Raw genomic sequence first — 25,498 nt, 5'->3', positions numbered from 1 at the left:
GTTGCGAATAGAACTGGCTCACACTTTTCTTGCCAGCCTCACGTACTTCTGCCTATCGTGATCCCAGCCGGATCTGGGGGCGGGGGAATGCATGACGTTGCGCGCGGCACTGTTTTTCATGGTCACGCACACGCTCGTCATTGCCTTGATCGGACCGCAGGACCCGGTTGGCTCCTACCTGATGCTGATCACCGCCCCCCTTCTGGCGGCACTGGCCTGCGTGCGACGCGCGCGCGACAGCCACGCGGCCTGCAAATGGCGAACGCTGGGCGCTGCCGTTGGCCTGTTCTCTCTGGCCCTGCTGGCCCTGCTGTATCGCAATGTGGCCGGCCTCAGCCCTGCGCAGATGACCGCCTCGTCGCTGATCCTGTACGTGTTCTACCGGATTCCGCTGACCTACGTGGCCGCCAGCCCGGGCGGCGGCAACCGCTGCATCCGTGCGGTGGACCTGGCGGTCATCGCGCTGCTGTGGTTGCTGTACTTCGTGCATACGCGGGCGATGGCACACCTCAACACCGCATTGTGGACGCAATGCCTGCACACCATGAGCAACGTGCAGAACAGCCTGGTGTTCTGCTTCGCGCTGATCCGCTTCCTGGCCGAGGACAATGCCGACCGCCGCGACTTCTTCCGCACGTTGACCCTCTACGCGCTGGGCTACTTCCTGCTGGCGTTCTACATCAATACCTGGCAGCCGCAGGTACCCGATGGTGGCTGGGGCGACCTGCTGATCAGCGGGCTGTTCGTGCTGCTGGCGGTGCTGGCCGGCAGCACGTATCGCCCACCGGCGGTGGCTGTGCCGCGCAACCTCCGCCGCATCGTCGATGCCGGCGTGCCGCTGATGCTGCCGTTGCTGCTGATGATGGTGGCGCTTCTGGTGGCACGCCTGCAGCCGACCCTGGCCACCGTGGGGTTCATCGGCGCCATGCTCGGCTATGCCCTGCGCAGCGTGCTGACCCAGGTGCAGATCCAGCGCGAGCGCGACGAACTGGCGCTGCTGGCCCGGCGCGATCCGCTGACCGGGCTGGGCAACCGGCGCAACTTCGATGAATCACTCGGCAGCGCGCACGGCCGCGCCCGTCGCCAGGGCCTGGGGCTGGCGGTGCTGATGATCGACATCGACCACTTCAAGCGACTCAACGACACCTACGGGCATCCGGAAGGCGATCGCCGCCTGCAGGCGGTCGCCGCGATCCTCGACGGCTGCCTGCAACGCGGTGATGACCTACTGGCCCGCTACGGCGGCGAGGAGTTCATCGCCGCCCTGCCCGCGCCCGACGCCGCCCACGCCCTGGGCCTGGGCGAGCGCCTGCGCGCCGCCGTGGAAGCCGCCGCCCTGCCCGCCGCCGAGGCCCACGTGACCATCAGCATCGGCGTGGCCTGGCAGGCCGCGCATGAGCAGGCCGACCCACGAGGCCTGGTCGATCGGGCCGACCAGGCCCTGTACCGGGCCAAGCATGCCGGCCGCAACTGCGTGCATGCTGCCCCGGCCATCGAGGCCGGGGAGCACCACTCCGACCGCCGGGCCTAGACCGCGCGCAGCACCGTCGCGCCATGCAGGTGCCCCACCCCACCCTGCACGCGGAAGCTGGCCACGGTCTGCAGCAGCTGCGCTGACTGCTCTTCCATGCTGCGCGCCGCGGCCGAGGCTTCCTCGACCAGCGCGGCGTTCTGCTGGGTACCCTGGTCGATCAGATCGACGGCATGGTTCATCTGCTGGATGTCGTCGCTCTGCTGCTGTGCGGCCGTGCTGATCTCGGACATCAGGTCACTGACCCGGCGCACGTTGACCACGATCTCGTCCATGGTGCGGCCGGCGCTCTCAACCTGTGCAGTACCGGCGCCGACATTGGCCACCGACGCATCGATCAGCTGCTTCATCTCCTTGGCGGCACTGGCCGAGCGCTGCGACAGTTCGCGGATCTCGGTGGCGACCACGGCGAAGCCACGCCCGTGCTCGCCCGCGCGCGCGGCTTCCACCGCGGCGTTCAAGGCAAGGATGTTGGTCTGGAAGGCGATGCCGTCGATCACGCCGATGATGTCGACGATGCGCCGCGAGGACGCGTTGATCACCGCCATGGTCTCGACCACTTCGTGCACCACGTTGCCACCGCGCGCGGCGACGTCGGCGGCGCCACCGGCCAGCTGGCTGGCCTGCCGTGCATTGGTCGCGGTGCGCTGCACGGTCTCGGCCAGGCCCTTCATCGACACCGCGGTCTCCTCCAGCGACGCTGCCTGCTGCTCGGTGCGCTGCGACAGATCGCTGTTGCCCTGCGCGATCTCGGTTGCGCCGACGGCGATGGTGTCGGCGGCGAACTTGATCTGGCCGATGATCGCGGCCATCGCCTCGACCAGCGAATTCACGCCTTCGCACAGCTCGGCGATCGGCCCGTTCTTGTCGGCGGTGGCCACGCGCCGGGTCAGGTCGCCCTCCTTGGCGGCCGCCACCACTTCACGGGTCTGCGCCACGGCGCGCTGCATGGCCTGGTTTTCATGCACCTGCGCGGTGATGTCGGTGGCGTACTTGACGACCTTGAACGGCTTTCCGTTGAGGTCCAGGATCGGGTTGTAGGACGCCTGGATCCAGACCTCGCGCCCGCCCTTGCCGAGGCGCCGGTACTGGCCGGCATCGTATTCGCCACGACCCAGCTTCTCCCAGAACTGCCGATACTCGGCACTGCCGCGATGCTCGGGTTCGACGAACAGCGAATGGTGCTGGCCACGCACGTCGTCCAGGCTGTAGCCGGTGGCGGCCAGGAAGTTGTCGTTGGCCGACAGGATGCGGCCGTCCATGCTGAACTCGATCACCGCCTGCGACTTGTCGATGGCCGCCAGCTGCCCGGCCGAGTCGGCCGCCTGCAGCTTCTGCGCGGTGATGTCGGTGGCGAACTTGACCACCTTGTACGGACGCCCCTGCCGGTCCAGCACCGGGTTGTACGAGGCCTGGATCCAGATCTCGCGCTGGCCCTTGCCGAAACGCCGGTACTGGCCAGCGTCATATTCGCCACGTCCCAGCCGCGCCCAGAAGTCACGGTATTCGGCGCTGCGCGCCTGCTCGGGATCGACGAACAGGGAATGGTGCTTTCCCTGGATCTCCTCCAGCCGGTAGCCCATCGCCTGCAGGAAGTTGTCGTTGGCCTGCAGGATGGTGCCGTCGAGGGCGAACTCGATGACCGCCTGGACCCGGTGCAGCGCAGCGACCTGCGCCTCGAGTTCGGTACGGCCATCGGCCGCCGCTTCGACGCCGGTGCGGTGCTGGGGTGCCAGCGCGCCCAGCAGGGCACGCCACGGCGACCAACGGGTATGCAGCTCGGCCGGCGCCTGCGCGCCTGCCGTGAAGCCTGGAATGAGCATTGTCTGATCCTCGGTGTCCGGTAAGCGGTTGCGACCCGACGGGCGGGATGCCCGGCGGCAACTTCAGTTGCTTGGGACTACAGGTACCGGCAGGCACCCCTCGAGCGGCTGGCAAGAACGTCTGGTGCGGGTGCGATCGGCATAGGGAGCGGCGGAACACACAGCGCGGGCCGCCCGTCGGGGGCGGCCTGGGGTCCTGCAGCGGGCGACTGGAGCGGGATCCAGAGGGAATATCGGCGATGCGATCGGTGGCTTTAGCCGGATTCCGCGACGCCCGTCGCAACTTCAGATGCTGCTGCAGGGATGCGGTAGACAATCGCGGTGTACTTCACATTCTGCTCACGCGCGACGGGGCTGCCGCCGAGCGATTCCGCCAGGCGCCGGCTGGGCAGGTTCTGCTCGGCCACCGGGTAGCAGAATGCGGCCCGGTCCAGCCGCCGGGATGCGAGCGCACGCACCGCCGCCACGGCTTCACGGCCATAGCCATGCCCGTGCATCGCCTCGGCGATCCAGATGCCGAGTTCGGGTTCCGCATCGGCGGTGCGATGCAGGCCGGCCAGGCCGAGGAACGCACCATCCGCGTGTCGGCGGATCACGAACGTAAGGTCGGTGCCATCGGCGATGGTGGGCAACCACGTCGACCAGACAGCGGCGAAAGCCTGCTCCGACGCAGGGGGATCAAACGCCATGTAGCGGGTCAGCCCCGGCGTGATCGCGGCAAACGCCTCGCCGGCGTCCTCCGGCGTGAAGGGCCGGAGCTGCAGCCGCCGGCTGTCGATGGTCCAGTCGTCGGGGGACATGTCGCGCGTCGTTGCTGTCATTGGGCATAGCCTCGTCCGGGACGCCGATGCAGTTCAAGCCGAAAAGGTTTGCATGACCAACGGGAGATCTCGTGGCAGATGAAAATGGCCAGCATGCAGCGAACCGCAGGACGCTCACTGACACGGAGATCGCATGTTCCCACGCTTGGCCAGTTTCCTGATCCTGGGCCTGTGCAGCGGCGGCGCCCTCGCTGCCGATGCCACCTATCGCCCCAGCTTCCACCCCGACCAGCTGAAGGGCCCGCCTGCCGGGCGCCCGAACGAAGTGCTGGTACTGGGCACCACCCACTTGTCCGGCCTGCCCAAGTCCTTCAAGCCCGCCTTGCTTGAACCGTTGCTGCAGCGACTGGTCGCCTGGAAGCCCGAACTGATCGCCACCGAAGACCTGTCAGGCCTGCAGTGCGATTTCATGCGTCGCTACCCGGCACGCTATGCAGAGAGCGTGGCCACCTACTGCTTCGATACCACCGCTGCGCAGGCTGCGACCGGACTGGACGTACCCACCGCGAACACCCAGGTCGAGCGCCTGCTTGCAACCTGGCCGAAGGATCCGGCGCCCGCCCAGCGTCGTCGGCTCGCTGCATTGTTCCTGGCAGCGGGCGAACGCGGCTCGGCGCAGGTGCAGTGGCTGCGCCTGCCTGCGTCCGAGCGCAAAGACGGTGATGGATTGACCCCCGCCCTGGTCGAGATCCTCGACAAAGGCATGGTTCGCCGCAATGAAACCAACCTGATCGCCGCCGAAGTCGCCGCCCGCCTAGGGCATGAACGGCTGTGGGCGGTGGACGACCATACAGCCGATTCCCCCACGCCCGCTGAGGATGAAGCGGCGGCCAGCGCGGCCATCACCGGTGCCTGGAACAATGCGCATTCGCGCGCGCGCCGGGAGGCCGACGAACGGCTCGTGGCCGACCTGGACAAGCCCGGCGGCGTCATCGCGCTGTATCGGGACTACAACAGTCCGGCGGCACCGATGGCCGCGTACCAGAGCGACTTCGGCGCGACGCTCGTCGAGCCATCCTCCAAGGCCTTCGGCCGGATGTATGTCGGCTACTGGGAAACCCGCAACCTGCGCATGGTCGCCAACATGCGCGACGTGCTGGGCCAGCACCCCGGCAGCCGCATGCTGACCATCGTCGGTGCCTCGCACAAGGGCTACTACGAGGCCTACCTCAACCAGATGCACGATGTGCAGCTGGTCTCGGCGGACGAAGTATTGCGTTGACGGTGGATAGTGCCGGCCCGACGCCGGCACTATCCTACGGGGCCCGCTTTGCAGGTGCCGACATGCTGAAGGTGATCGCCGAAGACTTCATTCGCCCGGAGGCCCTGGCCACCGTCCTTCCGCTGTACCGGGAGCTGGTCGCCTGCACGCAGCGCGAGCCACTGTGCATCAGCTACGAACTGTTCGTCGACGAGAAGGATCCCGGGCACCTCGTCTTCATCGAGCTATGGCCCGACCACGCCGCACTCGACGCCCACTGCGCCAGCGAGCACTTCCAGCGTCTGGTGCCGCAGATCAATGCCTACCAACGCGCACCCTGCCGGTTCGTGCTGATGAAGGCCGCTGCGCTGTAGATCATCCGGCGGGGGTCCGGCGCGGTGGCCGGCGGGCACGCCACAGCACCGCGCTTGCTGCCAACGTGCAGGCCAGCGTCAGCACCAGCGACGCCACCACGCCGCCGTGCAGCATCGGCAGCAACGCCTTCGCATGCAGGTCGTCGCGCAGTTGTTCCAGGCGCAACCAGCTGGCCAGCGCCAGGCACCAGCCGACCATGGCCGGCGCATAGGCGGCCACGACGTTTCGATTCCAGGTCATCATCGTCAGCTCTGTTGTCCGGGGGAGTGGCGATTGTTCCGCCCCGCCCTCTCACAGGCTGAGACCGCCTCCCGCCGCTACCGCGACCAGCCACCGCCCAGTGCCGCCATCAGCGCCGCACTGGCCTGCAGCTGCCGGCTCTGGATGTCCTGCAGGCCGAGTTGCGCCTGGCGGGCATCGGTCTGCGCGCTGACCACGTCCAGATAGCTCACCGCACCGCCGGTGTAGCGGTCGTGCGCGATCTGCTCCGCACGTCGCGCGGCCTGCACCGCTTCCTGTTCGTGGCCGCGCTGGGCATCGAGCTGGCGCAGCAGGGTCAGCTGGTCCTCCACCTGGCGGATCGCCGCCAGCACGGTGGCCCGGTACTGCGCCGACGCAGCATCGAATTCGGCCTCGGCCCCGGCCTTGGCAGCCTTGCGGCGGCCGCCATCGAACACCGGCAGTGCAGCCAACGGGCCGAGTGCCCAATAACGGTTGCCCGTATCCAGCAGGGCGCTGCCACCCGAGGTCTGGCCACCCAGCAACCCGGTCAGGCTGAGCTGCGGGAACCACGCGGCGCGCGCCACACCGATGCCGGCATTGGCGGCGAATACCCGCCGCTCGGCGGCAGCGATGTCCGGCCGTCGCTGCAGCAGGTTGCTGGGCAGATCGGCCGGCACCGTCGGCAATGCCGGCAGGCCTGCAGTGGCGACGACGAAGCCTGTGGCGGGGGCACCGACCAGCTCGGCAATGGCATGCCGCAGCAGGTCGTGGCGCGCATCGAGCGCATCCAGATCGGCCTGTGCGCTCGCCAGCTGATGCCGTGCACGGGACACATCCAGCTCCGAAGCGATCTCGCCACGGAATCGGTCTTCGGTCAGCGCCAGCGCCTGCTGGTAGTCCTCGATGCTCGCGCGCAGGATCAGCTGCTGTGCCTCGGCGCCCCTCAGCTGCAGGTAGAGCCCGGCCAGCTGCTGCGACAGGCTCAGCCGCGCGGCGGCCAGGTCATCGCCACTCGCATCGGCGCGCGCCCTGCCGGCGGCCGCCGCGTTGCGCAGCCGCCCCCACAGGTCAAGATCGAACGACAGCGAAAACGTGGCGCTATTGCTGTCATAGATGGCCGGCTGGGTCGCGCTGCGCAGCGGCTTGTCATCGGACTGGCGCTGGCGCACCGGGCCCGTGCTGAAGCCGATCTGCGGTGCGCGCGCAGATGCCACTTCGCCCGCAGCGGCGCGTGCAGCATCGTAGTGCGCCACGGCCAGTGCCAGCGTCGGATTGGCCTGCTCCAGCTGTTGCTGCAGCTGGTCCAGCACCGGGTCATCAAAGGCCTGCCACCACGCCGGTGCCATCGGTGCAGTGGCCACCGCCGCCTCGACCTGCTCGTAGGTCGCCGGCATCGCCACCGACGGCACCTGGTAGGCCGGCGCCAGCGAACAGCCGCCCAGCAGCAGCGTCGCCAGCGCAAGCGCAGCGACACGCTCAGCCGCGGGCATGCGCGGGCTCCTGCTCACCGGCCACCACACGCACATGGTCACCTTCGCGCAACGCATCGGGCGGATTGGGAATGACCCGGTCGCCCGCCTTCAAGCCGCGGTCAATGCGCAACGTGCTGCCCAGATCACTGACGATATGGATGTCGCGCAGATGCACGATGTCCTGGGCGTCGACCACTGCCGCCTGCGTACCCTTGGCACGGAAGATCAGCACCTCGGCCGGCACGCTCACGCCGGCACCGCCGTCCTGCAGCGGCAGGGTCACTTCCGCATAGCTGCCGGGCAGCAGTGCGCCGTCGGCGTTGTCGACGACGAACTGCGCCAGCAGGGTGCCCGAGCTGCGATCGATCGCACTGGAATCCCCCTGCAGCGTGGCGGTGAAATGGCGCCCTTCCTGGCCTGGCACCTGCAGCGTGGCTTGCAGCCCGGAGCGGATGCTGGCCGCGCTGTTCTGCGGCACCGGCACCATCAGGCGCAAGCGGCGGGTGTCAGCAATGTTGAACAGCTCGCGGCCGCTGTCATCGGCGCGGATCAGCTGGCCGACGTCGGTCTGGCGCGAAGTAACGGTGCCATCGAAGGGCGCGCGCAACGTACGGTAGCGGCCGAGCTCCTGCAGCCGTGCGTAGTCGGCCTGGGCCGCTTCCACGCTGGCCTGTGCGGCCACCGCATTCGCCTGCTTCTCGTCGGCTTCCTGGCGCGACACCGAATGGCTGCCAAGCATGCCCTGCCAGCGCTCGGCGCTGACCTTGGCCAACGCTGCGTCTGCCTGTACCTGCAGCAGGTGGGCGTGGGCCTGGGCGATCTGCTGGTCCAGTTCCGGGCTGTCGATCACCGCCAGTACCTGCCCGGCCTTGACCGCCTGGCCGATGTCGGCACTCCACGATTTCAGGTAGCCGCCCACGCGGGCATGGATCGGCGCCTCGGTCCAGGCACTCAGGTGTGCCGGCAGGGTCATGGTTCCTGCAGCGCCCTGCCCGCCAGCGATCACCACCTGCACGGACGGGACCGCCTGGCGCTCGGTCCACTCGACCACGGCGTGTGCCTGCTGTGCGCGCAGGGCAAGGCCACCGGCCACCAGGACGAGCGCAACAGCCGCGGCCAGGAGCAAGGGACGGCGCAGCGAACGCTGCGGCAGCGAAGACTCAGACATGCAGGGGTTCTCCGGCAGGAGCAGTACGGGTTTTACGGGAGTGGGCCAATGCGAACACCACCGGAACGAACAACAACGTGGCGCAGGTCGCCAGCAGCAGGCCGCCGATCACCGCGCGGCCCAGTGGCGCGTTCTGTTCGGTGGACAGTGCGGTCGGCAGCATGCCCAGGATCATCGCCAGCGCGGTCATGCAGACCGGACGGAACCGGGTGAAACCTGCTTCAAGCGCGGCCTTGGCCGCGTCACCATGCTCGTCCAGGCGCTCGCGGCAGAAGCTGACTACCAGGATCGAATTGGCCGTGGCCACGCCCATGCACAGGATGGCGCCGGTCAACGCGGGCACCGACAACGTGGTGTGGGTCAGGAACAGCATCCAGACCACACCGGCCAGGCCCGCCGGCAATGCGGTGATGATGACGAACGGATCGGTCCAGGACTGGAAATTGATGACGATCAGCAGGTAGATCAGCACGATCGCCGCCAGCAGGCCGTAACCGAGGCCGGTGAACGCCACATGCAGCGCATCGATCTGCCCATGCAGGCCGACCTCGGTACCCCGGGGGCGCCGGCCGGCCATGCCATCGATGACCTTCTGCACGTCGGCCGCCACCGCGCCGAGGTCCCGATCCTGCACGCTGGCGTACAGATCCAGCGTGGGCTGCACGTTGTAGTGGGTGACCACCGCCGAACTCGAGCCGCGCTGGATGTCAGCCAGGCCGCCCAGCACCTGCGGCGTGCCGCTGCTGCCGGTCACCGGCAGCGCCTGCAGCGCGGCCAGGCTGTCCATGCGGTACTGCGGCGTCGCCGCCACCACGCTGTAGGAAATGCCATTCTTCGGGCTCAGCCAGAACGTCGGAGCAACCTGGCCGCTGCCGGCCAGCGACGCCACCATGCTGTTGGTGACATCGCGTTCCGTGATGCCCAGGCCATTGGCGCGCAGGCGGTCAACATCCACCTTCAGGGTCGGATAGCCATCAGGCTGCTGCAGGCGCAGGTCGACCAGGCCCGGCACGTGGCGCAGGCGACGCTGCAGCTCCTGGGCATAGGCACGGTTGCCGGCGGCATCCGGCCCGGCAATGCGTACGTCCAGCGGCGCCGGCGAACCGAAGTTGAGGATCTGGCTGCTGGTATCGGCGGGCAGGAACGCAAAGCTGACGCCCGGGAAGGCGGCCGGCAACACCTCCCGCAGGCGCCGCGCGTACTCGGCCGCATCGCCGTGGCCCGGCTTCAGTGACACCTGGATGTCGCCATCCTGCGGGCCGATGGTGCCGCTGGCGCTGTAGGCCATGTTGATGCCGGTCATTGGCAGGCCCAGGTTGTCGACGATGGCGTCGATCTCATGCGCCGGCACTTCCTGGCGGATGCGCGATTCGATGCGATCGAACGCCGCTGCGGTTTCCTCGATGCGGGTGCCCAGCGGCAGGCGTACGTGCAGCGACAACGCGCTGGCTTCGGTGGCCGGGAAGAAGTCCTGGCCCAGTGCCGGCAGCAGCGCGAAGGACACCAGCACGCAGGCCATGAAGCCGATCAGGAAACGGCCGCGATGTGCCAGCGCCAGACCGAGCAGTGCGTGGTAGCGGTCACGGGTGGCGGAGAAGCCGGCCTCGAAACGCTGCTGCCAGCGCACCAGCGTGGCCGTCAGGCGTGCACGGCGCGGCCGCGGATGATCACCCTCGTGATGGTTGAGGAACGCGTCCTCGGGATGGTGCCCGACCCCGCCCTCTACCCGGTGCGGCCGCAGCAGGTACAGCGCCATGGTCGGCACCAGGGTGCGCGAGAGCACGAAGGAGCTGCCCATGGCGAAGATGACCGCCAGCGCCATCGGCCGGAACAGGTAACCGGCGATGCCATCAAGCAGGAACATCGGCACGAACACGATGCAGATGCACAGCAGCGATACGAATGCCGGGCCGACGATCTGCGCGGCGCCATCGAGGATCGACTCGCGCACGCCCTTGCCCTGCTCCAGGTGCCAGTTGACGTTCTCGATGGTGACCGTGGCATCGTCGACCAGGATGCCCACGGCCAGCGCCAGGCCGCCCAGCGTCATCACGTTGAGGGTCTGCCCGGCGGCCGACAGCAGCGCGATGGCCGACAGCACCGCCAGCGGGATCGAGGCGGCAATGATGACGGTCGAACGCCAGCTGCCAAGGAACACCAGGATCATCACACTGGTCAGCAGCGCGGCGATGATGCCCTCGCGGGCGACGCTGCTGATCGATTCGCGCACGAAGGTGGACGCATCGCCCAGCAACGAGATCTTCAGCGACGGCGGCAGCGACTCCCCGATCTGCGGCAGCATCGCGCGGATGCGGCTGACGAGCGTGAGCGTGGATGCATCACCATTCTTCAACGCGGCCATCAGCACCGAATGGCCGCCGTTGACCCGCACGATGTTGGTCTGCGGCGGCGAGCCGTCGCGCACGTGGGCGACCTGGCCGATGGTGACCACCGCACCATTGACGGTGCGGATCGGCAGGTCATTGAGCGCTTCGATCTCGTTGGGGCTGTTGTTGAGCAGCACGGTGAATTCGTTGCTGCCCAGCTTGGCGGTGCCGACCGGGGTGATCTGGTTCTGCGCCGCCAGGGCGTTGCCCACGTCCTGGGCCGACAAGCCCTTGGCGGCCATCGCCTGCGGGTCCAGGTCGAGGGTGATCTGGCGCTGCTTGCCGCCGTAGGGGGCGGGAATGGCCAGGCCCGGAATCGAGGTCAATGGCGGGCGCACCGTGTTCTGCGCAAGATCGCGGATCTGCGACTCACCCAGCGTCGGGCTGGAGAACGCCATCTGCAGCACCGGCACGGTGGAGGCGCTGTAGTTGAGGATCAGAGGCGGCGTCATGCCGGCCGGCATCTGCTTGACCATGGTCTGCGAGATCGCGGTGATCTGCGCATTGGCGGTGCGGATGTCCACGCCGGGCTGGAAGAACACCTTCACCACGCCCATGCCGGCCAGCGACTGCGATTCGATGTGCGCGATGTCGTTGACGGTGGTGCTGAGCGCACGCTCGTATGGCGAGATCACCCGCCCGGCCATCGCATCGGGCGACAGGCCGGTGTACTGCCAGACCACGGCGACAACCGGGATGCCGATATCGGGAAACACGTCAGTGGGGGTGCGCAGCGCGCTGAGCGGACCGATGATGCAGATGAAAATGGCCATCACCACGAAGGTGTAAGGCTTGTTGAGCGCGGTCCTGACCAACCCGAGCATGCGGCTCTCCAACGGTGCCACTGCCCACCGCGGGCAGCGCAGGTCGGCAAGTATCAGCGCTGCCAGCTAAAACAAAGCTGTGCCGCAGATGAAACATATTTCATGAAGGGGTTTTGTTGCAGGGCTGCGCCCTGCACCTGCTTCAAACCAGAGCAACGTCAAATGCCAGAGCGGCATTCCGTGGGATTGCGGGGCACTGTGGGTTTGCGGGGACGCCGTAAACCCGTCCATGGGGGCTTGGTCGCGGCATCCATGCCGCTCACACCCCGCAAACCCACAGTTCCCCGCCTTCGACAGATTCCGGCGGCTGTTGGTAGGAGTCGACCTTGGTCGACACATCTGTCAGATATCGAATGAAATTCCGGGGTCAGATCCGTTTTCCTCCGGAAAACGGATCTGACCCCACGAGCTGTTCCAACAGATCGCAGAAAACTGTCGAAGGCGGGGTGGGTCCGGTTGCGGGGGCGTGAGCCGCATGGATGCGGCGACCGAGCCTACAAGGACGTATTTACGGCGTCCCCCGCAGCCGGGCCCACCCCGCCCCCCCCACGGAATGCCAGCTTCTGCCTTTGACGTTGACGTTGATTGCAGCAGGTGCAGGGCTGCAAGCCCTGCAAAAAAAGAACACTCTCTACAGCAGCTGCGGTCGGCACAGCAGGCTGAAGCGGGCGCCGCCCAGCGTGGACTGCGCCACCTGCAGGCGGAACCCGTGCAGGCCGGCGATGGCTGCCACGATCGACAGGCCCAGGCCGAATCCTCCGCCCTTGCTGGCCTCCGCGCGGTGGAAACGCTGGAACACCAGGCTGCGTTCGGCGGGCGGTATGCCCGGGCCCGAATCCTCCACCACGATGCTGGTAGCCCCCTCCTCCACCTGTGCCGACAGCTGCACGCGGCCGCCCTCCGGTGCGAACCGGATCGCGTTGTCGAGCAGGTTGCCGATCGCCTCGAACAGCAGGCCGCGGTCGCCCACCACGCCCGGCAGGCCAGCGGCCAGTTCCAGCTGCAGCCACTGGCCCTTCTCCTCCGCCAGCGGCGCGTAGAACGCATGGACCTCCTGCAGCAACGCTTCCGGCGCCAGCGTGTCGAACCCGGAGCGGCGCTGGTGGTCTTCCAGCTCGGAGATCCGCAGCAGCGCGCGGAAACGCACCATCAGTGTGTCCGTTTCTTCCAGCACCTGCTCCAGTGGCAGCGCCTGCGGATCACCGTCCTGTACCTGCTGGCGCATGCGGTACAGCTGCGCACGCACGCGCGTCAGTGGCGTACGCAGATCGTGGGCGATGTTGTCGCATACCCCTTTGACCTCGGTCATCAACTGCTCGATGCGGTCGAGCATGGCGTTGACGATGGCCGCCAGCATGTCCAGTTCGTCGCGGCGGTTGGCCAACGGCAGGCGCTGGCCCAGGTCGCCGGCAACGATCCGCGCAGTGGCCTGCTCGATCGCCTGGATGCGGCGCAGCGGCCGCCGCCGCAGCAGGTGCCAGCCAAGCAGCCCCGGCAGCAGGGTCAACGACACCCCCCACAGCAGGGCGTCGAGGATCAGGTGATTGACCTCGTTCAATGGCCCGCTGTAACGCACCAGCACCAGGATGCGGCCGTCGCGGGTCGGCATCGCCAGGCCGAAACCGCGCTTGCCGCGTGCGTTCACATCGGCAATCGGCAGGCCGGACACCGGATGCGCGCTGCCATCGAGCGGCAGCTGCGCCGGCAGCGACTTCAGCATGCCGGCAATCGGCTGCCCGTCGGGGGTGAACAACCCGTAGGCATCGATGCCATGCAGGTCGTAGCGGCGGTTTTCGCGCAGCGCTGCGGTCAGGCCATCACCGGTGAAGTGCTCGAACAGGTGCGCACGTTGCAGCACCGCCGACTGTGCCAACTCGTCCAGGTACAGCGACACCCTCCAGTACAGCACCCCCAGCAGCACGCACGACCAGGCCACGAACAGCAGGCTGTACAGGCCCAGCAGGCGACTGCTGGACGAGCGCCAGCCGTCAGACAGTTTCGCTGAGGACATAGCCGCTGCCACGCACGGTACGGATCAGCGACGGCGCGTCGGCCTGGTCCAGCTTGCGCCGCAGGCGGCCGATGTGCACGTCGATCAGGTTGGTGCCCGGGTCGAAGTGATAGCCCCACACTTCCTCGAACAGCATCATCCGGGTCAGTACCTGGCCGGCGTTGCGCATCAGGTATTCCAGCAGCTTGAATTCGGTCGGCAGCAGGCTCAGGCTGCGCCCGCCACGGTGGGCGGTACGCGCCAGCAGGTCCAGCTGCAGATCCCCCACGCACAGCAGGGTCTCGTTGCCGGCCGGGCGCTGGCGGCGACGCAGCAGCACCTCCACCCGCGCGGCCATCTCGTCGGAGGCGAACGGCTTGGTCAGGTAGTCATCGCCGCCGGCACGCAGGCCGCGCACCCGCTCATCGACATCCGACAGCGCACTGAGCATCAGCACCGGCGTATCGATGCCGATCCGGCGCAGGGTGGTGACGATGGCCAGGCCATCCAGCCCGGGCAACATGCGGTCCAGCGTGATTGCGTCGTAGTCGCCACTGGCCGCGCGCACCAGGCCTTCGCGGCCGTCGGCCACCCAGTCCACCTGCAGGCCATGGCTGCCCAGCTCCGCCACGATCTCCTGGGCCGTGATGGCGTCATCCTCGATGGTCAATACGCGCGACATGGGCACCGCTGAAGTCCAGACTGGCCCATGCTCGCCAAATCAGCCGGCGCGGGCAAATGAAACATCCTTCATCCATCCGGGCGGTGCGGGCCGGTTCAGCCCGGCTCGCCGTCGTCACCCGGAAGCTCGGACAGCTCGCCCTGCACCTGCACGTTGTTGCGGCCCATCGCCTTGGCCCGGTAGCACTGGGCATCGGCCGCAGCCACCGCCTGGTCCACGCTCATGCCGCCGGCCAGCGGCGCGATACCGATGCTGGCACCGATCCGAAGCCGGTCCTGGTCCCAGGGAATCGACAGGGACGCCAGCGTATGCAGCAGTTCACCGCCGATGCGGGCCGCACGACGTGGCGTACAACCGGACAGGATCACCGCGAATTCGTCACCGCCCAACCGCGCCACCACATCCGAATCGCGCACGCCATGGCGCAGCACGCTGGCCACCGCCCACAGCACGGCGTCGCCGGCCAGATGACCCCAGGTGTCGTTGACCGGCTTGAAGCGGTCCAGATCGATGTACATCAGCGAGGCAGCCTGGCCGGTGCGCTCGACGCGGGTGATCGCCTGCTGCAGGTGCACCTCGAAGCCGCGACGGTTGCTCAGCTCGGTCAACGGGTCGATCTCGGCCAGGTGGCGGGCTTCGCGCTGGCGCGCACGCTGCTGGGTATCGTCGCGCAGCACCCATACCGCGCCGCGCACATGGCCTTCGTCATCGCGCAGCCAGGCGCGGGTCAGGTCCACCGGCACCGTTGCCGTGCCCAGCCGCAGCAGCAGGTCGGCGTGCAGGTCCACCGCATTGCTCTCCGGGTCCAGCAGCACCGACACATCCAGTACCGAGCCGGGCGCGTACTCGGTGGTCAGCGCCAGCACGTCCTGCACCTTGTGCCCGGCCAGCGACAAGGCGCCATCTCCGGCCAGGGTGCGCACCGCGGCCGCGTTGGCGTAGTCGATGCGGCCATCAAGGCTGACGCTGAGCACCAGGTCGGCCACCGCATCCAGCGTGATGCGGCTGCGTTGTTCACTCTCGAACAGGCGCTGCTCGCTGCTGCGCTGGGCGGTGATGTCCTGGATCTGCGACACGAAATGCAGCGGTTCGCCATGCTCGTTGCGCACCAGCGACACCGACAGCCGCGCCCAGATGATGCGTCCGTCGCGGTCGAGATAGCGCTTTTCCAGGTGGTAGTGGCTGCGCCGCCCGGCCAGCAGATCCTGCACCAGGGCCAGGTCGGTCTGCAGGTCATCGGGATGGGTCAGCCGCTGGAAATCGACCTGCAGCAGCTCTTCGCGCGGGTAGCCCAGGATCCGGCACAGCGCGTCGTTGACGTCCAGCCAGCGTCCTTCCAGCGACACCAGTGCCATGCCCAGTGCGGCGGAGGTGAACGCGCCAGCGAACTTCTCCGCCGACAGCCGCGCTTCGGCGCGCGCCTGCAGGATCTCGGTGATGTCGATGGCCATGCCGACGTAGCCGATGCGCGCTCCATCAGCACTCTCCATGCGGCTGATCGACAGGCGCACCTGGCGTGACTGGCCATCCTTGCGCAGCAGCGTCCACTGCCGCGAGTAGGTCTGCCCGTCGGCACGCGCGCTCAGCGCCTCGAACACGCCGGGGAGATTGCCATCAGCATCGGCCAGCGGCTGCAACCAAGCATTCAGTTCGGCTGGATCGTGGAAGGCGTCGAGCCGGCGCTGGCCAACCACCTCCGCCGCGCTGTAGCCCAGCAGGTGCTCCGCACCCGTGTTGAACAGGGTGATGGTGCCATCGGTATCGGTGGCGATCACCGCCACCTCATCGGACGCATCGACCACGGCCTGCAGGCGTTGCCGGGTCTCGGCCGCGTCCTGCCTCGCCTGCTGCAGCTCGGTGACGTCGGCATGCGCGCCGGCCATCCACAACGGCTTGCCCTGCGCGTCCCATTCGAAGACCCGTCCGCGGTCCTGGATCCAGATCCACTGCCCGTTCTTGTGGCGCATGCGCAGCAGGCAGGCGTAGTTGTCGGTGCGGCCTTCGAAATGCTCATCCAGCGCCGCATCGGACAGCGCGATGTCATCGGGATGGACCAGCTTCAGGAACGTCTCCTGGCAGATCGGTTCCAGCTCATCCAGGCGGTAACCGACAATCTCGGCCCAGCGCGCATTGACCCGCATCTCGCCGGTCTGCACGTTCCATTCCCAGGTTCCCGCAGCGGTACCGTCGATGATCATCGCCAGCCGGCGACGCTCTTCCGCCAACTCCTGCAGGCGGCGCTCCAGCAGTCCATTGCCGTGGGTGCCCTGGCCCGGCATCACTCCGGTCCCCTGCCGGCACGGGCAGGCGCCGACCGCAGCGGAACGCTGCGGCCTGCAACGAAGACGGCGGGTCGTGCTGGCGTCATGGCCCTCCCCAGCGACAGCGGGGAGGCCAAACGCCCCCCTCAGGCGCAAGTGTGCGCAATCACGGGGAAAACCGACAAGTCCCCCGCCCCGGATCAACCGTGACGGGGGGCACGATCCTCAGCTGCGCTTGGCCCGGGCAAAGGCCTCGGCCAGGGCATTGTTGGCCGGCGGCGCAGACTGGGCAGGACGGCCACCAGAGCCCTGGCCGCGGTTCGGTCCACGGTTCTGGCCGCCAGCGTCACGGCGCGGCCCCTGGCCCTGGCCGCGCTCATCGCGCTGGCCCGGGCGGCTGGTGGCCTGGCCCGGGGTATCGTCCAGGCGCCGGGTCAGGGCGATGCGCTTGCGCGCCACATCCACCTCCAGCACCTTCACCTTGACGATGTCACCGGCCTTGACCACGTCGCGCGGGTCCTTCACGAAGGTATCGGAGAGCGCCGAGATGTGGATCAGGCCGTCCTGGTGCACGCCGATATCGACGAAGGCTCCGAAGGCGGCCACGTTGCTGACCACGCCCTCCAGCACCATGCCCTCGCGCAGGTCCTTGATGTCCTCGACGCCCTCGGCGAAGCGCGCCGCCTTGAACTCCGGGCGCGGGTCACGGCCCGGCTTTTCCAGCTCCTTCAGGATGTCGCGCACGGTCGGCACGCCGAAGGTGGCATCGGTGAACTGCTCGGCCTTCAGGCCACGCAGGAAGCCGCCATCGCCGATCAGCGCCTTGATCGGGCGCGCGGTGCTGGCCACGATGCGCTCAACCACCGGATAGGCTTCGGGGTGTACCGCCGAGGCGTCCAGCGGCTGGTCACCATCGGCGATGCGCAGGAAGCCGGCGCACTGCTCAAAGGTCTTCTCGCCCAGGCGCGCGACCTTGAGCAGGTCCTTGCGACGCTTGAACGGGCCGTTGTCGTCGCGATGGCGCACGATGTTCTCGGCCACGGTGGCCGACAGACCGGACACCCGTGACAGCAGCGCGGCCGAGGCGGTGTTCACGTACACGCCGACCGCGTTCACGCAGTCCTCCACGCGCGCATCCAGCGCCCGTGCCAGGCGGTACTGGTCCACGTCGTGCTGGTACTGGCCAACGCCGATCGCCTTGGGTTCGATCTTCACCAGTTCGGCCAGCGGATCCTGCAGGCGGCGTGCAATCGACACCGCGCCACGCAGCGACACGTCCAGCCCCGGGAATTCCTTGGCCGCGAATTCCGAGGCCGAGTACACCGACGCACCCGCCTCGCTGACCACCACCTTCTGGAGCTTCGGATTGGCGGCAGCCTTGATCGCTTCGCCGGCCAGCTTGTCGGTTTCGCGGCTGGCGGTGCCGTTGCCGATCGCAATCAGTTCCACGTTGTGCTTGGCGCACAGCTGCTTGATCGTCTGCAGCGACTGCTCCCACTGGCGACGCGGCTCATGCGGGTAGATGGTGTCGGTGGCGACCAGTTTGCCGGTGGCATCGACCACGGCAATCTTGCAGCCGGTGCGGATGCCCGGATCCAGCCCGAGTACGGTCTTCGGGCCCGCCGGTGCGGCCAGCAGCAGGTCCTTCAGGTTGTCGCCGAACACCGCGATGGCTTCGGCTTCGGCCTTTTCGCGAGCCTGGTTGAACAGGTCCAGCAGCAGATGGGTGTGCAGCTTGGCGCGCCAGGTCAGGCGGCAGGCATCCAGTAGCCAGCGGTCGGCGGCACGGCCCTGGTCGGCGATGCCGGCCTTGCGCGCCACGCGTCCCTCGGCGTACTGGTGGCCGGCCTCGGCATCGCTGCCCGGGTCCAGTTCCAGGAACAGGATCTCCTCGCGGCGGGCACGGAACAGCGCCAGCAAGCGGTGTGATGGAATCTTCGCCAGCGCCTCGGCATGTTCGAAATAATCGCGGTACTTGGCGCCTTCGGTTTCCTTGCCCTCGGCCACACGGGCGCGGATCACGCCGGTCTCGCCCAGCCAGGTGCGCAGCTCGCCAACCAGCGCGGCATCTTCGCCCCAGCGCTCCATCAGGATCGCGCGGGCGCCTTCCAGTGCGGCCTTGGTGTCGGCCACGCCCTTGTCGGTGTCGACGAAACCGGCAGCAAACACCTGAGGGTCCTGCGTCGGGTCGCCCAGCAGGCCGTCGGCCAGCGGTTCCAGACCGGCCTCGCGGGCGATCTGGGCGCGGGTACGGCGCTTGGGCTTGTACGGCAGGTACAGGTCTTCCAGCCGGCTCTTGGTATCGGCGGCCAGGATGTCGTTGCGCAGTTCGTCGCTGAGCTTGCCCTGCTCGCCGATGCTGGCCAGCACCGCCGCGCGCCGGTCTTCCAGTTCGCGCAGGTAAGTCAGGCGCACTTCCAGGTTGCGCAGCTGGGTGTCGTCCAGGCCCCCGGTCACTTCCTTGCGGTAGCGCGCGATGAACGGAACGCTGGCGCCTTCGTCGAGCAGGCCGACGGCGGCACGTACCTGGGCGGACTGGGCACCGATCTCGTCGGCGATGGTCTGGGCGATCTGCTGGGCGAGCGCGCTCTGGGCGTTCTTGGCGTCGTGCATTGCTTCAGGTCTGTGCCGCGTTTCGGGAAGACCCCATTCTGGCAATCCACGACGGAGCCGGACAAGGCATTGACAGGGGGCGAGGTTCAGCGGCTAGGCCGGAGTGGACGCCGGCATCCTGGCGAAGAGAGGGCTCGGACTGGCCCAGGGCTGGGATGCCGGCGCGGGCGCACGATGGTGGGCGCGCCCTGCCGCGTGTTGCGAAGGTCAGCGGTAGTGGCGGGCGGCGCGCTGCATGACGATGTCGTCACGCATGCTTTCCAGGGCCATCAGGCGGACCTTGCCGACACCCTGCAGTTCCATGAACCGCTCCGTGTAGAACTCCGGCCCCAGCGCGGTGTCGGCGCGGGATTTGCTGAAGCCGTAGGGCACCACGCCCTTCTCGCCATCCTTGCTACCACCGACATAAAGAACGATTGCCATGTGATGTATTCCTCCAAATTACTACTGCGTACTGCACTCGATGAGCGATGCTGCGAGCTCATCGAGGGAGAGCTTACCGCGTCGAACCTGACTGGAACGTCACGAAGGCTAATGACGATCGGTTGCATGCAGATGACTGCGGGATCGCAGCAGAATGCTTACGGATCTTTAACTTCCGCCTAACGAATCCGCGGGGGATTCCCGCCAACGGCGCAGCCCCTCGTGGCTGGGTCGCGAAATGCGCTTCATGTGATTGGGTCGGTCGGGGTGGGTTCGCGGGACACGCCGTAAACCCGTCCATGGGGGCTCGATGGCGCCATCCATGGCGCCAACGGTCCCGCGAACCCACCCCGACCGCCCCGACAGTTTTCGGGCACGTCCAGCCACGGAAAAGAAAAAAGAAGATCAAAAGCAAAAGCAGCCTGGCTGGCCGCTTTTTGAAGAGCCGAGCCCATGTTCGGCTCACGAGCAAGCGCAGCGCGCGACCCGCTTCTGCTGTTCTTTATTCTCTTCCGTGGCCTGGCGCGCACGGAAACTGTCAGCGGCCGGGTGGGTGGCGCTGGCGGGGTATCCGCGGCATGGATGCCGCGGCTAAGCCCCCATGGATGGGTTCACGGCGTCCCCGCCAGCCCCACCCACCCGGCCAGCCCCCAGGAAGCAGGCATTCCGCGACCAAGCCACGAGGGGCTGCGCCGTTGGCTGGAACCTACGGCCACCAGCCACGCCCGAACCGGGCGAAATGATCGGCCGCGCGCTCGAACGGGTTGCGCGCACTCACGCCACCACACAGCAGGTATACCGGCAGGTACAGCGGCCCCAGCACCATGTACTGGTACACGTGCGCGCGCTCGTGGTCGTCCAGCCGGATCAGCGGCTCCACGCCCCACCCGGCCTGGTGCGCATAGGTGCGGCAGGAAATGCCCAGGTCATGGCCGGTATGCAGGATCACATTGCCCAGCGTGATCGCCCCGCCCGGCCCCCACGGCCAGCGGTCGAACACCAGGGCGCAGTCCCGCCCGCTCCAGCGCAGCGTCGCGCCGCCGAGCATGCCGGCCAGGCCACCGATCAGGCCGAGCAGAGAATTGGGGGACGCCCATGCCGCGCCCAGCACCTGCAGCGCGCGCAGCCAGATCGGCCAGGGCTCCGGAGCAGTCTTCAATCGGCCTCGTTCGGCATCAGCAGCCACAGGATCAGGTAGACCAGGATGCCGGGGAAAGCCGCCGAGCCGATCGAGACCAGCACGAACACGATCCGCACCAGCGTGGGGTTCCAGCCAAAGCGGTGGGCGATTCCGCCCATCACGCCGGCAATCATGCGGTCGTTCAGCGAGCGCGACAGCGTCTTGGGCGTGGTATTCATGGCGGCGTCTCCTCGGCTTGCGGGCAGAACCAGTCGAGCATGGCTCGACTCTACACCCGGGCCGTGTCTACGGCGTGCGGTGACGCAATGCCTGCAGGCGTGCACCGAACCAGGCCGCTGCCGTCTGTTCAGGCTGCCCCGGGCACTGGATGCGATAGGGCTTGCCGCTCATGCTGCTCTGGCTGGCGGCGCGCTCGATGAACTGCTCGGCGCTGTCCACCATGTCCTTCTTCAGCAGGTAGTCGTACTTGCGCTGCAGGTGCGCGCGCGCATCGCTGCCGTCGTACCAGCTGCCATTGCGCTGGAACCGGCATTGGGAGCCGTCCAGGCTGGAGATCAGCTGGGCGATTTCTCTTCGCGCATCCGCGCTGGGGGCGGCCTGGGCAAGGGGCGCTGCCAGCAGCAGCGTGGCAAGCAGCTGCGAAATCCTTTGCGACATCATCATTCTCCATGCAGTCGAGCATGGCTCGACGCTACAAAAACCGAAGCAGCCTTTACGCGTCGCGCGCCTTCAACCAGCCATCGATCGTGGCCGGCACTTCGCGCTGTGCGCGGCCGGACACGTAGATGCCGATATGGCCGCCGCGGAAACTGGATTCGGTGTAGTCGTCCGTACCCAGGCGTCCACGCATTGCGCGCGAGGCATCCGGCGGCACCAGATGGTCCTGCTCGGCATAGATGTTCAGCACCGGCAGGGTCACCTGCGACAGATCCACCGCTTCCTCGCCGATCCGCACCGTGCCGTTCACCAGCCCGTTACCCTGGTAGAACTGCTTGATGAAGTCGCGGAACGCCTCGCCCGCCAGGTCCGGTGAATCGAAGATCCACTTCTCCATGCGCAGGAAATCCTCCAGCGCCGCCTTGTCGTCGAGGATGTCGAGCAGGCCGACGTACTTCTGCACGTTCAGGCGGAACGGCTTGAGCATCAGGTAACTGGCATTCATCAGGTCGGCCGGGATGTTGCCCAGCGTGTCGACCAGCAGGTCCACGTCCACCTGCCGCGCCCAGTGCGAGAGCATGTTATCGGCAGTCTGGAAATCGACCGGGGTGACCATGGTGATCAGCTTGCCCAGCTTCTGCCGCCGCAGTGCGGCGTAGCACAGCGCGAACACGCCGCCCTGGCAGATGCCGAGCAGGTCGACCGGGCCACCACTGCGCGCGCGCAGCGCATCCACCGCGCCATCGATGTAGCGCAGCAGGTAGTCCTCCAGGGTCTGGAAGCGTTCGGAACGATCCGGGTAGCCCCAGTCCAGCACGTAGACATCCTGGCCCAGCGCCAGCAGCTTCTGCACCAGCGAACGGTCGGCCTGCAGGTCGACCATGTACGGCCGGTTGACCAGCGCGTAGACGATCAGCAGCGGCGTGCGCCGGGTCGGTGCCTGCTCGCCGACGAAGCGGTACAGCACCACCTTGCCGTCGCGCCAGACTTCCTCGCGCGCGGTCACGCCATAGTCCACGTCTTCCACCTGCGGCAGCAGCTTCAGCCCTTCCATCAGCTTGCGCTGCATGGCCAGGGTTTCCTGCATCAGGTCATCGGCGTTGAAGCCCAGCGGTCCTTTCATCGGTCACGCGCCCGCGTGGAAGTGCGAGGTGCAGCCTTTTTCGCGGGCGCCTTCTTCGCAGACACCTTTTTCGCAGACGCCTTCTTTGCCGGCGCGGCCTTCTTCGCGGCCTTGCGCGCGGCAGGCTTCACCTTCGCCGGTGCCGGCTGCGCCACCGGATCGACCTCGCCCGTACCGGCCATGGCCACCACCTGCGCCTGCAGGCGGCGCAGGCTGCGCTCCAACTCGGCGATGCGGCGGTGTGCTGCGTCCATCTCGCTGCGGGTCGGCAGGCCGATCCGTTCACTCATCTGTTCCACCTCGCGCTGCAGGCCGGCGCGCAGCCGCATCTGTGCGTTGCCCAGCGCGGCGTATACCTGCTGGAACGGCTCGGACATGGCGACCTTGGCGTAGGCTTCCTCCGCCACTTCAATCCACAGGTCGAACATCGCGCGGGCGCTGGTCAGCTGGCTGCCGGGCTGCTCGTGCTCGGCCAGCCGCTGCTCGAACAGTGCGAAGGCCTCGTCCAGCGCCTGCTTGATCTGATCGACGTAGGCGCGCGAATGCTGCTGGTATTCCTCCTGCGCACGCAGCAGGGCCTGCCACCGCGCCTGATGCTCGCGGCCAGGCCCGAACGCCGGGCTCTGCAGCCACGGGCCGGCCTGCAGCTGGAACTGCTGCAGCCAGGCGGCGAATTCCGGCACCGCGGCACCGGCGTGGGTGCTGCCACGCGCGCCCTGCAGCATCCATTGCAGCATGCCGTCACCCTGCCCCTGCACCGCTTCGCGCCAGGCCTGGGCGACGTCGGCACTGCTGGCGTCGCGGCCGGCAAACCGGGCGGCGACTTCCTGCATGGTGCCGTACCAGCTGCCCGCCTGTTCGCGGAACCGGCGCATGGCATCTTCCGGCGCGCCGTGCGCCTGTTCGGGCAGCAGCTGGCCCCACCAGTCGAACAACCGCTGCCAGCTGCCGGGATCGTCACCGGCCGGGGCGCCGGGCGTGCTCGCATGGCGCAGGGCATCGCCCCAGGCGCCGAAGTACTGCCGGGCCAGGGCTTCGAAATCACTGCTGCCGGTGTCGTGGGCAGAGCTGGTCATCGCAGGCCTCCGCAGGGCTGGCTCATGGCTTGGGGATACGCAGGGTCTTGCTGATCATCAGCGACCCGGACAGGGCGAACAACAGCACCATCGGGTGCAGCTGCCACGGGCCGATCTGCCACTGGCCGAACCAGATGTTCTGGCCGATGGCATCGGTACCGGCGGCGATCGCCAGCACGATCACCAGCAGCAGGCTGGTCGGGATCGGGGTGCCCTCGAAATACGCGACCTTGCCCTCGTCGCCGGCCAGCGCCTCGGCGGTGACGTTGTAGCGTGCCAGGCGGCTGACACCACAGCAGACGAAGTAGCTCAGTACCAGCCAGTCCCAGCCGCCCTGCATGCCGCAGGCATACGCCAGCGCTGCCGGTGCCACGCCGAAGGAGATCACGTCGGACAGCGAGTCCAGTTCGCGGCCGAGGGTGGAGCTGGACTTGCGCCAGCGCGCGATGCGCCCGTCGAGGGCGTCGAAGATGAAGGCCAGCGGGATCAGCGCCATGCCGAACAGCAGGTAGCCGCGCTCGCCGTCCTGCAGGAAGCGCATCGCGGCAAACACCGCACCGGTGCCGCAGAAAGCATTGGCCAGGGTGAACCAGTCGGCCAGCTGGAATTCGCGCAGCATCGAGAAGTGACGTTTCATGGGGTCTCACGGAGCATCAAGGCCCACAGGTTACCGCGAGCGCCGCCGCTGGCGACAGCGCTGGCAGGGCCACTCCTTCACCGCTCCCTCACCCGTCGTCACCGGCGGTGAATTTTTCGCCACCCATCTTGACAGCCTAGGGGGGTGGCGCCTGTCGCGGCTTATCCACAAAGTTGCCCACGCGTAATCCACACCCCCTGTGGACAACCAGATCTCACCGACTGCGACGGTGGACATTTCCTCATCACCCTTCCGCGGGGTTTCCCTACTTCCCAAGCGGCAGAGTCGGCGCTATGGTCATCGGCGGGCCCGCCGCCGCCACGTCCGAAACCCACCGACGGACGACGATGACGATGCTGGATGCCTCCTCCCTGGCCGCGCAGCTGCGGCAGCCCCATGGCGACGCCGCACTGGCGGTGGCCGATTCAATGAATCGCAGCAACGGCGCGCTCAACCGCGCGGCGATCGGCCTGCTGGCGGTGTCGGCAGGCGAACGCATCCTGGAGATCGGTCCCGGCAACGCCGCCTTCGCGCCCGCGCTTCTGCAGGCCGCGGACAGCCAGTACCTGGGGATCGAACTGTCCGCTGCCATGGTCGAGGCCGGCAATCAGCGCCTGAGCGCCGCCGGGCTGAGCGACCGTGCCACGATGCGCCTCGGCGACGCCCATGCCCTGCCAGTCAGCGATGCCTCGATGGATGCGGCGCTGGCGGTCAATACCCTGTACTTCTGGCCAAACCTGGCCCCGGTGCTGGACGAGCTGGCGCGGGTGCTGCGCCGGGGCGGCCGCTTGTGCCTGGCGTTTGGCGATGCGGCCTTCATGCGCAGCCTGCCGTTCGCCGCCGATTTCCAGCTGCATGAACTGGACGCGGTGGAGCTGGCCCTGCGGGTATCCGGCTTCCGCGTCTCGGCCTGGCGCAGCCACCGCGAAACCGCAAGCGGCAATGACGGCCAGACCCGCGAAAAGCACTTCCACCTGCTGCTGGCACAGCGGCGCTGAAGTGGTAGAGCCGGCCGCTGGCCGGCTGCCCCGACCGCTGGCCGGCTGCCCCGACCGTTCCGGGTTGCCGGCC

General features: G+C 67.8%; 21 protein-coding genes. 4 read left to right on the top strand and 17 right to left on the bottom strand.

All coding sequences use genetic code 11. The features are described 5' to 3' along the window. The first annotated feature begins 91 nt into the window (after nucleotides 1-91). A complete protein-coding gene (locus ACXI0D_RS16505; RefSeq protein WP_049443171.1) occupies nucleotides 92-1,531 on the top strand; it encodes a GGDEF domain-containing protein in 1,440 nt (479 codons plus the stop codon). Here ACXI0D_RS16505 and ACXI0D_RS16500 read toward each other — a convergent pair. Next, a complete protein-coding gene (locus ACXI0D_RS16500) occupies nucleotides 1,528-3,354 on the bottom strand; it encodes a methyl-accepting chemotaxis protein (RefSeq protein WP_479642816.1) in 1,827 nt (608 codons plus the stop codon). The two genes, ACXI0D_RS16505 and ACXI0D_RS16500, sit on opposite strands and share 4 nt — an antisense overlap. 254 nt (nucleotides 3,355-3,608) lie before the next feature. Next, nucleotides 3,609-4,154 carry a GNAT family N-acetyltransferase gene (locus tag ACXI0D_RS16495; protein ID WP_479642815.1) on the bottom strand — a complete coding sequence of 182 codons (546 nt, stop codon included), beginning with the start codon at nucleotides 4,152-4,154 and terminating at the stop codon, nucleotides 3,609-3,611. Between the two features lie 154 nt (nucleotides 4,155-4,308). On the opposite strand from ACXI0D_RS16495, the gene ACXI0D_RS16490 reads away from it, so the two are divergent. After that, nucleotides 4,309-5,397 carry a DUF5694 domain-containing protein gene (locus ACXI0D_RS16490; protein ID WP_101765697.1) on the top strand — a complete coding sequence of 363 codons (1,089 nt, stop codon included), beginning with the start codon at nucleotides 4,309-4,311 and terminating at the stop codon, nucleotides 5,395-5,397. A gap of 62 nt (nucleotides 5,398-5,459) precedes the next feature. Next, nucleotides 5,460-5,750, top strand: coding sequence for a putative quinol monooxygenase (locus ACXI0D_RS16485; protein ID WP_135967278.1), 291 nt, complete (start codon nucleotides 5,460-5,462; stop codon nucleotides 5,748-5,750). Nucleotide 5,751: 1 nt separating this feature from the next. Here ACXI0D_RS16485 and ACXI0D_RS16480 read toward each other — a convergent pair whose 3' ends face one another. From ACXI0D_RS16480 to ACXI0D_RS16410, 15 genes are all read right to left on the bottom strand, one after another. Continuing rightward, nucleotides 5,752-5,991, bottom strand: coding sequence for a hypothetical protein (locus ACXI0D_RS16480; RefSeq protein WP_432592169.1), 240 nt, complete (start codon nucleotides 5,989-5,991; stop codon nucleotides 5,752-5,754). 77 nt (nucleotides 5,992-6,068) lie between these two features. Then, on the bottom strand, nucleotides 6,069-7,463 hold the full coding sequence (locus tag ACXI0D_RS16475) for an efflux transporter outer membrane subunit (RefSeq protein ID WP_479642814.1): 1,395 nt from the start codon (nucleotides 7,461-7,463) through the stop codon (nucleotides 6,069-6,071). Beyond that, a complete protein-coding gene (locus tag ACXI0D_RS16470; RefSeq protein WP_049443165.1) occupies nucleotides 7,450-8,613 on the bottom strand; it encodes an efflux RND transporter periplasmic adaptor subunit in 1,164 nt (387 codons plus the stop codon). The genes ACXI0D_RS16475 and ACXI0D_RS16470 overlap by 14 nt, the downstream gene beginning before the upstream one ends. Next, the gene (locus ACXI0D_RS16465; protein WP_479642813.1) at nucleotides 8,606-11,824 is read right to left on the bottom strand and encodes an efflux RND transporter permease subunit; all 3,219 of its coding nucleotides are present in this window, start codon (nucleotides 11,822-11,824) and stop codon (nucleotides 8,606-8,608) included. Before ACXI0D_RS16465 ends, ACXI0D_RS16470 begins: the two co-directional genes overlap by 8 nt. 631 nt (nucleotides 11,825-12,455) lie before the next feature. Then, nucleotides 12,456-13,835, bottom strand: a complete 1,380-nt coding sequence (locus ACXI0D_RS16460; protein ID WP_479642812.1) for a sensor histidine kinase — start codon at nucleotides 13,833-13,835, stop codon at nucleotides 12,456-12,458. Next, nucleotides 13,813-14,496 (bottom strand): response regulator transcription factor, encoded by a 684-nt coding sequence (locus tag ACXI0D_RS16455; RefSeq protein ID WP_014037608.1) that lies wholly within the window; start codon nucleotides 14,494-14,496, stop codon nucleotides 13,813-13,815. The genes ACXI0D_RS16460 and ACXI0D_RS16455 overlap by 23 nt, the downstream gene beginning before the upstream one ends. A gap of 95 nt (nucleotides 14,497-14,591) precedes the next feature. Continuing rightward, nucleotides 14,592-16,775 (bottom strand): PAS domain S-box protein, encoded by a 2,184-nt coding sequence (locus ACXI0D_RS16450; RefSeq protein ID WP_479642811.1) that lies wholly within the window; start codon nucleotides 16,773-16,775, stop codon nucleotides 14,592-14,594. 207 nt (nucleotides 16,776-16,982) lie between these two features. Further along, the gene (locus ACXI0D_RS16445) at nucleotides 16,983-19,370 is read right to left on the bottom strand and encodes a Tex family protein (RefSeq protein WP_479642810.1); all 2,388 of its coding nucleotides are present in this window, start codon (nucleotides 19,368-19,370) and stop codon (nucleotides 16,983-16,985) included. 207 nt (nucleotides 19,371-19,577) lie between these two features. Then, nucleotides 19,578-19,793, bottom strand: a complete 216-nt coding sequence (locus tag ACXI0D_RS16440) for a hypothetical protein (protein ID WP_006452005.1) — start codon at nucleotides 19,791-19,793, stop codon at nucleotides 19,578-19,580. Between the two features lie 706 nt (nucleotides 19,794-20,499). Continuing rightward, nucleotides 20,500-20,952 carry a hypothetical protein gene (locus ACXI0D_RS16435; protein ID WP_087922925.1) on the bottom strand — a complete coding sequence of 151 codons (453 nt, stop codon included), beginning with the start codon at nucleotides 20,950-20,952 and terminating at the stop codon, nucleotides 20,500-20,502. Continuing rightward, nucleotides 20,949-21,152: a PspC domain-containing protein gene (locus ACXI0D_RS16430; RefSeq protein ID WP_014037612.1), complete on the bottom strand. Its 204-nt coding sequence runs from the start codon at nucleotides 21,150-21,152 to the stop codon at nucleotides 20,949-20,951. The genes ACXI0D_RS16435 and ACXI0D_RS16430 overlap by 4 nt, the downstream gene beginning before the upstream one ends. Nucleotides 21,153-21,219: 67 nt before the next feature. Beyond that, nucleotides 21,220-21,591, bottom strand: a complete 372-nt coding sequence (locus ACXI0D_RS16425; RefSeq protein WP_049444460.1) for a YfeK family protein — start codon at nucleotides 21,589-21,591, stop codon at nucleotides 21,220-21,222. 55 nt (nucleotides 21,592-21,646) lie between these two features. Further along, on the bottom strand, nucleotides 21,647-22,714 hold the full coding sequence (locus tag ACXI0D_RS16420) for a class III poly(R)-hydroxyalkanoic acid synthase subunit PhaC (protein ID WP_049444248.1): 1,068 nt from the start codon (nucleotides 22,712-22,714) through the stop codon (nucleotides 21,647-21,649). After that, nucleotides 22,711-23,790, bottom strand: a complete 1,080-nt coding sequence (gene phaE / locus ACXI0D_RS16415) for a class III poly(R)-hydroxyalkanoic acid synthase subunit PhaE (RefSeq protein WP_119006446.1) — start codon at nucleotides 23,788-23,790, stop codon at nucleotides 22,711-22,713. Before phaE ends, ACXI0D_RS16420 begins: the two co-directional genes overlap by 4 nt. Nucleotides 23,791-23,812: 22 nt before the next feature. Beyond that, nucleotides 23,813-24,427, bottom strand: coding sequence for a CDP-alcohol phosphatidyltransferase family protein (locus tag ACXI0D_RS16410; RefSeq protein WP_014037616.1), 615 nt, complete (start codon nucleotides 24,425-24,427; stop codon nucleotides 23,813-23,815). Between the two features lie 347 nt (nucleotides 24,428-24,774). Between ACXI0D_RS16410 and ACXI0D_RS16405 the strand changes: the two genes are divergently transcribed. Next, complete coding sequence (locus ACXI0D_RS16405) at nucleotides 24,775-25,425, top strand: class I SAM-dependent methyltransferase (RefSeq protein ID WP_119006447.1); 651 nt, start codon at nucleotides 24,775-24,777, stop codon at nucleotides 25,423-25,425. Nucleotides 25,426-25,498: the final 73 nt, after the last annotated feature.

Source organism: Stenotrophomonas sp. C9D9 (genome assembly GCF_056491205.1).
The sequence above is the reverse complement of the archived record's forward strand: the minus strand, read 5'-3'. Positions and strand labels throughout refer to the sequence as shown.